This window comes from Marinimicrobium sp. UBA4509, from assembly GCF_002388575.1.
In the GTDB taxonomy this organism is placed as follows: domain Bacteria; phylum Pseudomonadota; class Gammaproteobacteria; order Pseudomonadales; family Cellvibrionaceae; genus Marinimicrobium; species Marinimicrobium koreense.
Map to the genome: position 1 here is coordinate 11815 of NZ_DGMV01000038.1, position 8385 is coordinate 20199.

Annotated in this window: 7 protein-coding genes; 6 read left to right on the forward strand and 1 reads right to left on the reverse strand. The window is 61.4% G+C overall.

What is annotated here, in order from left to right; translation table 11 throughout:
- The 4 genes from B3520_RS05800 to B3520_RS05815 form a co-directional block, all read left to right on the forward strand.
- Nucleotides 1–4082 (forward strand): Hpt domain-containing protein (locus tag B3520_RS05800; protein ID WP_286875621.1); only part of this gene is annotated, 4082 nt, incomplete at its 5' end.
- A 2-nt stretch (nucleotides 4083–4084) separates the two neighbouring features.
- A complete protein-coding gene (locus tag B3520_RS05805) occupies nucleotides 4085–5056 on the forward strand; it encodes a chemotaxis protein CheB (protein WP_286807567.1) in 972 nt (323 codons plus the stop codon).
- Complete coding sequence (locus B3520_RS05810; protein ID WP_024461420.1) at nucleotides 5034–5522, forward strand: chemotaxis protein CheW; 489 nt, start codon at nucleotides 5034–5036, stop codon at nucleotides 5520–5522. Before B3520_RS05805 ends, B3520_RS05810 begins: the two co-directional genes overlap by 23 nt.
- Before the next feature lie 78 nt (nucleotides 5523–5600).
- Nucleotides 5601–6200: a hypothetical protein gene (locus B3520_RS05815; RefSeq protein WP_286807565.1), complete on the forward strand. Its 600-nt coding sequence runs from the start codon at nucleotides 5601–5603 to the stop codon at nucleotides 6198–6200.
- 19 nt (nucleotides 6201–6219) lie between these two features.
- Here B3520_RS05815 and B3520_RS05820 read toward each other — a convergent pair whose 3' ends face one another.
- Nucleotides 6220–6954: a 16S rRNA (uracil(1498)-N(3))-methyltransferase gene (locus B3520_RS05820; protein ID WP_286807564.1), complete on the reverse strand. Its 735-nt coding sequence runs from the start codon at nucleotides 6952–6954 to the stop codon at nucleotides 6220–6222.
- 148 nt (nucleotides 6955–7102) lie between these two features.
- Here B3520_RS05820 and hisB point away from each other — a divergent pair, with 148 nt between their 5' ends.
- The gene (gene hisB / locus B3520_RS05825; protein ID WP_024461417.1) at nucleotides 7103–7696 is read left to right on the forward strand and encodes an imidazoleglycerol-phosphate dehydratase HisB; all 594 of its coding nucleotides are present in this window, start codon (nucleotides 7103–7105) and stop codon (nucleotides 7694–7696) included.
- Between the two features lie 3 nt (nucleotides 7697–7699).
- Nucleotides 7700–8350 (forward strand): imidazole glycerol phosphate synthase subunit HisH, encoded by a 651-nt coding sequence (hisH, locus tag B3520_RS05830; RefSeq protein WP_286807563.1) that lies wholly within the window; start codon nucleotides 7700–7702, stop codon nucleotides 8348–8350.
- Nucleotides 8351–8385 lie beyond the last annotated feature (35 nt).

The following is an 8385-nucleotide window of genomic DNA, read 5'->3' on the forward strand; positions in this document are numbered from 1 at the left end:
CCGCCGATGCCAGCGAGCCGGAGCCCGAAGCCAATAGTGTCGATGCCTCGGCCTCGGACGACGATGACGAACACGAAGTTGATGAAGAAATCCTGGAAATCTTCATCGAGGAGGCCGGCGAGGTCAGTGAAGCGATTGCCGAACACTTCCCCCGTTGGGCCCAGAATTTTGCCGACCAGGAATCTCTGACCGAATTCCGGCGCGCTTTCCATACCCTGAAGGGCAGTGGCCGTATGGTTGGGGCGACCGATATTGGCGAGCTCGCCTGGGCGATCGAGAACATGCTCAACCGCGTGCTGGACGGCACCATCCAACCCGGTGATCATCACGTCGCCGTTATCGAGAAAGTCCGCAGCCTGCTGCCGGACATGATCGAGGCATTCCGCACCGGTCAGCCGAACCCCCACCCGAGCCTTACGCAGGCGTGCGAGCAGTACGCGGCCGCCCTGTCAAAAGGTGAGGAGCCCAGTGTTTCTATCGGCGAGCCGACGACACCGGCGAAGGAGAGCGTAGACCCCTACGCGGAACTGCTGGATCAGCCCGCCAGTGCTGAGTCGATTGAACGGCCCCAAGGGGCGGAGCAGGACGACGATGACGACCGCGACACCCAGCTGTGGGAAATTTTTGGCGTGGAAGCGCTGACCCACCTGCAGGTCGTGGATCACTACATCCAGGAAATGGAAGACGTTTCGCCGCTGTTTACCCCGCCGAGCGATGCCACTCAGCGAGCGCTGCATACCCTCAAGGGTAGCGCCCATATGGCCAACATTACTCCGATTGCGGAGTTGGCCACGCCGCTGGAGCGGTTTGTCAAAGAGCTGCGCACCTACCAAGTGAATATCAACGAGGATATTCTGCAACTGCTGCGTGACGCGGTGGACTACACGACCCACGCCCTGGCCGATATCGAGCAGGGCCAACCGGTGGAAATTCCCCGTCTGGGGCAGTTCCAGGCGCGGGTCGCAGAGCTTCGAGAGATTTTTGTAGCGCCGCTCGTGCGGCAGCAGGAAGCCCAGGCGGAAGGTCAGAAAGCGATTGATCCCGAGCTGCTGGCGATCTTCATGGCCGAAGAAATGAATCTGCTGCTCGATGCGGATCAAACCATCGAGAACTGGCGCCAGCACCCCGAAGATCTCGCACAGCTTGAGCCGCTGCAGACCGAACTGGCCACCCTGACCAATGGCGCGCTTCACGCCAACCTGCCGCCCATGGCGGAGTTGGGCGACAAGCTGCACCGGATCTACGCCGGCATTCAGCAGGGGTATATTCCCTGCGACGATGCCCTGTGTCAGCAGCTGATTGACGCGCATATGGCACTGCTGGATCTGGTGGATGCCGTTGCGGTTGGACAGAACCTTGAACCGGCCCCCGACGCCGTTCAGGCCCCTCTGGATCGCCTGCTGGAAAACCTGCCGCCCGACGACGCCACCGATGCCCAGCCAGAGGCAACCAGCGTTGATGAAGAGCCTTCAACCGCTGGCGAAGAAGTCTCCGCGATTGCAGAAGAGCCCTCAGCGGTTGCTGAAATGCCCTCAGCGGATAGCGAAAATGCCTCAGCATTTGCGGAAGACTCTTCAGCCGCTGCAGAAGAGTCTCCAGCGGTCGAAGAAGAACCCTCAGAGCCCGCTGCGCCGGCGGTGGAGTCGACGCAGGATCAGGCGGCTGATGCCGACGACGATGAGGTGGACGAGGAAATCCTGGAAATCTTCCTGGAAGAAGCTGATGACCTCATGGAAGATATCGACCGCGCACTGACCGAGTGGCAGGAAGACTGGAGCAATCCGGATCTGCCCGAAGAACTCAAACGCTCTCTGCATACCCTGAAGGGCGGTGCTCGACTGTCCGGTATTACCGACGTGGGCGATCTGGCCCACGATTTCGAGACCCTGCTCATCGGTATGCGCGAGCGCGACACCATTGACCGGGCCTTCTTCCAGCGTCTGACGGACTTCCAGGATAAGATTCACGCCGGGGTCGCCTGGGTGCGCTCGCAGATGGCCGGTGATGCCCCCGACGAGGCGGTCGAGCCGCCTCCGCCCAGCGCCACCGCGCCTCAGTCCGGTGGCCCGGTTCCGGTCACCCGGGACCCAGAAACGGGCAATGTGGTGCCGTTCACACCCAAGCCCAAACCCGGCAATACCGCCACATCGGCTCCGGTACCGCCCAGCGGTGGCGCCATCAGTGCGTCCGGGGGCGGCAATGGCGGCGCCCAGGTTCAGCATCTGGCGGCCCGTCGCAGTGGTCCTCAGGAAGTGGTCCGGGTGTCCGCCGAGTTGTTGGAAGAGCTGGTTAACCTGGCCGGTGAAACCTCCATTACCCGGGGTCGCATCGAGGAGCAGGTGGGTGATCTGGGACTGGCCATCGATGAAATGGACTCGACCATTGTGCGTCTGCAGGAGCAGTTGCGCCGCCTCGATATCGAAACCGAAGCCCAGGTGATTTTCCGTCAGGAACAGATGGAAGCGCACGAGGAATTCGACCCGCTGGAAATGGACCGCTACTCCCAGTTACAGCAGTTGTCGCGTTCGCTGATGGAGTCCGCCTCGGATCTGCTCGACCTGAAAAACACCCTATCGGACAAGAATCGCGATACCGAAACCCTGTTGCTCCAGCAGTCACGGATCAATACCGATCTGCAGGAAGGGCTGATGCGCTCGCGCATGGTGCCTTTCTCCCGGCTGGTGCCGCGCCTGCGCCGGATTGTCCGTCAGGCGGCTACCGAACTGGGCAAGGATGTGGAATTCGAGCTGGATAATGTCGAGGGTGAACTGGACCGCTCGGTACTGGAGCGGATGGTGGCGCCTCTTGAGCACATGTTGCGCAACGCCGTGGACCACGGTATCGAAACCGCCGACGAACGCACCGCGGCGGGCAAGCCTGCGGCGGGGCGGATCATGCTCAGTCTGGCCCGCGAGGGCGGCGATGTGGTGTTGCGCCTGGCCGACGATGGCCGGGGCATTAACCTCGAGCGGGTACGCGCCAAAGCCGTCGAGCGCGGCCTGATGACCGAGGGTGCCCAGCTCAGTGACCGGGATATCATGCAGTTCATTCTCCATGCCGGTTTCAGTACTGCCGACAAGGTAACCCAGATATCCGGCCGTGGGGTCGGTATGGATGTGGTCCACTCCGAGATCAAACAGCTCGGTGGCTCCATGTTCATCAACTCTGAATCCGGTCACGGGTCGGAGTTTATCGTCCGCCTGCCGTTCACCGTGTCGGTGAACCGCGCCCTCATGATTCAGATTGGCGACGACTACTACGCGGTTCCGCTCAACACTATCGAAGGTATTGTGCGCGTCAGCCCCTTTGAGCTGGAACACTATTACTCCGATGAGAGTGCGCGCTTCGAATACGCGGGTGAGGAGTATCAGGTCCGTTATCTGGGCACGATGCTCGACAGCGATGCCCGTCCGAAGCTCGATGGTCAGTCTCTGCCACTGCCGGTGGTGCTGGTACGCAGCGCCGAACATACCGTGGCACTGCAGGTTGATCGCCTGCTGGGCAGCAGTGAAATTGTGGTGAAAACCCTGGGCATGCAGTTCAGTTCGGTCAGCGGGGTGTCCGGCGCCACGGTCATGGGTGACGGTAGCGTGGTGGTGATTCTCGATCCCCACGCCCTCATGCGTGAAAAGCTGGCGCTGGGCATGCCCAATGCCACCCTGCTGGAGCCGGCCGAGACGCCCTACGGACGCGATGATGAACAGGAAAAAGTGGTCATGGTGGTGGATGATTCCGTGACCGTGCGCAAAGTCACCGGTCGCTTCCTGGAGCGCGAGGGCTTCCGGGTCATTACCGCCAAAGATGGTGCCGAAGCACTGCTTACGCTCCAGGACCATATCCCAGATGTCATGCTACTGGATATCGAAATGCCGCGCATGGACGGCTTCGAAGTGGCCAGCAATATGCGCAGTAGCTCGCGGCTGAAGGACATCCCGATCATCATGATTACCTCCCGTACCGGGGAAAAACACCGGGAGCGGGCCTTCAATATCGGTGTGGACAAATACATGGGCAAGCCCTACCAGGAGGAGCTGCTGCTCAATAACATCCGCGAGCTTCTGGAAAAAGCGCAGGCGCATTGACCGTGACGGGCTTGCGAATTGGTTTGCTGGTCGATAGCCCGCTCAAGCGTCAGTACCTGGCCCTGAGCGCGCGCGAGGCGGGCCACGAGCTGGTGGCCTCGCTCATGCTTGATCAGTGCCAAATGGACGGCCCGACCCCGGACAGCGCCGATGCCTGGGTGGTGGATGTGGCACTCGATCCGGACGCCGAGCCACCCGAGCCGGTACAGGCGCTCCTTGAGCACAGCGATGCACCGCTGATCATCAGCGACAGCAGTGAATACCGGCCCGGTAGTGAGGAACACAACGCCTGGCTCAAGCGTACCCTGGCGAAGTTGCGGCAGTTGGCGGGGGATATCAACCTGCAGCGGGTGCCCCGGGCCAAGGCGCTGTGGGTCCTGGCCGCCTCAACCGGTGGCCCGGCGGCGGTGAAGGATTTTCTGTCGTCACTGCCCCCGGGGCTGGGCGTCGCTTTCATCTACGTGCAGCACATTGATACCAGTTACACCGGCACCCTGGTGCGCATGATGAGCCAGAGTCCGTACCCGGCGGCCCTGGCCAGCGATGGCGCGGTGATACAGGCCAACCAGCTATTGATCGTGACGGCCTGTGAGCGGGTGGACCTGTTGGACAATGGCACTGTGGCCATTGCCGATGAGCCCTGGGGTGGCCCCTATGCCCCTTCGGTGGACCAACTGGTGGCGAACGCCGCCCGGGTCTACGGCGAACAACTGGGGTTGATTGTTTTTACCGGGATGGGAAATGATGGCGCGGCGGCCTGCCGGCTGGTGCGTCAGCGCGGGGGCAAGGTCTGGGCCCAGACGCCCCAGAGCTGTACCAGCGCCTCCATGCCCGATGCCGCCCTGGCGACCGGTGCGGTCGAGTTGACCGGCACCCCCGGGGAATTGGCGAACCGCCTGAGTGCCCACTGCCGCGCTTCAGCGCAAACACTGATTGAGGAAGTCCGACCCTATGAAAGCCCCGCAGCTCACTGAAACGCCGGAAGTCCGGGAAGTGGCCAGTCTGTTGATTCCCCTGCAGGGTCAGACCCTGCTGGTACCCAACGTCTCGGTAGCGGAGATTGTCCCGGTCGGTCAGATAGATCATGTACCGGGCGCTCCAGACTGGTATCTGGGCGACTATCATTGGCGGGATCTGACCATCCCCCTGGCCTCCTTCGAGTGCCTCAATGGCCAGCCTCGTCCCACCCCGGGGAACTATGCCCGGGTAGCCGTGTTCAATACCACCGGGGTGAGTGAACATATTCACTTTGTGGCTCTTATTGCTCAGGGCTTGCCGCGCTTGGCCCGTGTGACCCCGGAAGAGCTGCAGGTGCGCGATGCCTCGCCCACCAACCCCTACGAGCTGATGCAGGTCAGCTGGGCGGGGGAAGACGCGGTCATTCCCGATGTGCCCGGTCTCGAGCAGCGCGTCCTGGACTATCTGAAAACCCGCGTCTGAAGACTCGGGTCGACCAACAACCAGACTGTACCCATCAGACGGTATCGATAAGGAGCCGCCTCGCGGAGAAACTGACGGATGAAAACCCATACCCTGACGGCCGGCATCACCACGATGCTGGCCACAATCCTCATCGGCTGCGGCGGTGAGCGCGAAGAAGCTTTCAACCCCTCCGAGCCTGAAGAAATTCGCGACCCGGTCGCGGTCAGCTTTGTGTACGAAAACAGCACTACCGACCGGAACAACACCGGGTTTCCCGCGACGGATGTCGACAGTCGGCGCATCGAGATCATTCGCGACCTGGAAGACTACGAATTTCTGATCGACGCCTACCGGGATATCGATGATTTCGTGGTGGCCCCGGATTTTGAGGCCGGGCAGGTGATTCTGTATGACAGCGGTTGGTTCGACGACAGCGAGTGTGCGCAACAACTGAACCTGAACCGGGTTCGCGCGTTCAGCATTACCGAGGATGAAAACGTCGTTGAAGTGGTGTTCAACTACCGCCTCAGCGAGGCGGACGAAGACGCCATTTGCGATGACGAGATTCCCTTCCGTACCTGGGAGTTCCACTATGTCGAGTCCCGTGCGGACCTGATTGTGGTCGAGGAAGTGGACGGCCTCAGTTCCGATTCGGCCTCTTCCAGCTCGTCGTCCTCTTCCTCTAGCAGTCTGTAAAACCGCGCTGGTGGTGGCCTCAGCGCCAATCTCCCCAGAGGTACTGCGCCAGGCTGATGGCCGCTACCGGGGCGGTTTCGGTGCGCATTACTCTGGGGCCGAGCGTCAGGGGTTCACAACCGAATGCCCGAGCCTGCTCGATCTCCTCTTCCGATAGCCCCCCTTCCGGTCCCACCAGGAGACTCACGTGAGTGAGCGCTTCTTGGGCCGGGAGCCCTTTGCTGTCGCGGTGATGAAGGACAAATCGGCGAGTGCCGGCGGTCCGCTCGGCGGCCAGCCAGTCCGCCAGCGCCTGAGGTTGCGCCAGGGTGGGCAAACGGTTTCGCTGGCACTGCTCGCAGGCGCTGATGATCACCTGACGCCAGTGTTCCCACTTCTTCTCGAGTCGATCGCCCTTGAGTTTCACTTCCGTGCGTTCGGTAAACAGCGGCGTGATTCGGGTGGCGCCCAGCTCGGTGGCTTTCTGGATCACCCAGTCCATCCGGTCCCCCCGAGACAGGCCAATGGCCAGCTCCAGATCCAGGGGCGACTCCCGATCCTCGGCGGTAAAGGCGTCCAGTGTGGCCTCGACGGTTTTTTTACCCAACTCGGTCAGAGTGGCGGTAAACTCACCGCCCTGACCGTTAAACAGAATCAGTTCCCGCCCCGGCGTCATGCGCAGTACTTTGGCCAGGTGGCGGGAGGGCGCCTCTTCAAGAGTCACGGTGGATCCGGCCTGCAGGGGCTGGTCGGTAAACACCCGGGGGACACGCATGGCGAACTCCAGATCAAAAACCGGCAGTTTAGCAAACTTGCTCCCTGAACCAGATGCTTTCATTGCCCCTGTCGGGGGCTTTCACCATGACAGCAGTGGGGCACTGGCGGTATAATTCCGCTTTTGCTTCCCGGTCTCTGGAGATCCTATGGCCAACCGTCGCGCCCAAGTCAATCGCAATACCCTGGAAACCAAAATCAGCGTCAGCCTGGATCTGGACGGTGAAGGGAAGGGCGTGTTCGACACTGGAGTGCCATTCCTGGAGCACATGATGGACCAGATCGCCCGCCACGGCATGATCGATCTGGACATCACCTGCGATGGCGACACCCATATCGATGACCACCACACGGTGGAAGACATTGGTATCACCTTGGGGCAGGCGGTGGCCAAGGCCGTGGGGGACAAAAAAGGCATCCGCCGCTATGGCCACGCCTATGTTCCCCTGGACGAAGCGCTGTCGCGGGTGGTGATCGACTTTTCCGGTCGTCCCGGTCTGATGATGGACATTCCGTTCACTCAGAAGCGCATCGGCAAGTTCGATACTGAACTGTTTTCCGAATTTTTCCACGGTTTCGTCAACCACGCCCAGGTGACCCTGCACATCGATAACCTGCGCGGTCACAATGCCCACCACCAGATCGAGACGGTGTTCAAGGCTTTTGGCCGGGCACTGCGGATGGCGCTGGAGGAAGACCCCCGCATGGCGGGCGTGATGCCCTCCACCAAGGGCAGCCTGTAAGTTATGAGTAGCCAACAGATAGCGGTCATCGATTACGGCATGGGCAATCTCCACTCGGTGGCCAGTGCACTGGAGCACGTCGCACCTGAAGCCGAGGTACTGGTCACCAGTGATCCGGCCCAGGTGAGCGCCGCCGACCGGGTGTTGTTCCCCGGGGTAGGCGCCATTCGCGATTGCATGGCGGAAATCAAGCGCCTGAAATTTGATGAACTGCTGCGCGAGCAGGTCGCCAGCGGCAAGCCCGTGCTGGGCGTCTGCGTCGGCATGCAGGCGCTGATGGACCGCAGCGAAGAGAACGGTGGCGTAGACTGCATCGGTCTGCTGCCGGGGAAGGTGCGCTACTTTGGCGCCGACCTGAAAGACGCCGACGGCCAACGCCTGAAGGTGCCCCACATGGGCTGGAACCAGGTCCACCACACTCACCACCCGCTCTGGGCGGGCATCGAGCAGGACGCGCGCTTTTACTTCGTGCACAGCTTCTATGTGGAGGCCGGCAACCCCGAGCAGGTGGCCGGCACCTGCGACTATGGCACCACCTTCGCGGCGGCGCTGACCCAGGACAACCTGTTTGCCGTGCAATTCCACCCGGAGAAAAGCCATACGGCCGGGTTGCAGTTGTTGCGCAATTTTGTGGATTGGAATGGCAAGCCCTGACTTTTGGTAACGGCGGATGCGGCCTTCGGCCTTAT

Bases quoted from the DNA above. Each gene is read 5' to 3' on its own strand.
- B3520_RS05820 (WP_286807564.1), bottom strand. From the start codon at position 6,954: ATGCGTGTCCCCCGGGTGTTTACCGACCAGCCCCTGCAGGCCGGATCC.
- hisB (WP_024461417.1), top strand. From the start codon at position 7,103: ATGGCCAACCGTCGCGCCCAAGTCAATCGCAATACCCTGGAAACCAAA.
- hisH (WP_286807563.1), top strand. From the start codon at position 7,700: ATGAGTAGCCAACAGATAGCGGTCATCGATTACGGCATGGGCAATCTC.
- B3520_RS05815 (WP_286807565.1), top strand. From the start codon at position 5,601: ATGAAAACCCATACCCTGACGGCCGGCATCACCACGATGCTGGCCACA.
- B3520_RS05810 (WP_024461420.1), top strand. From the start codon at position 5,034: ATGAAAGCCCCGCAGCTCACTGAAACGCCGGAAGTCCGGGAAGTGGCC.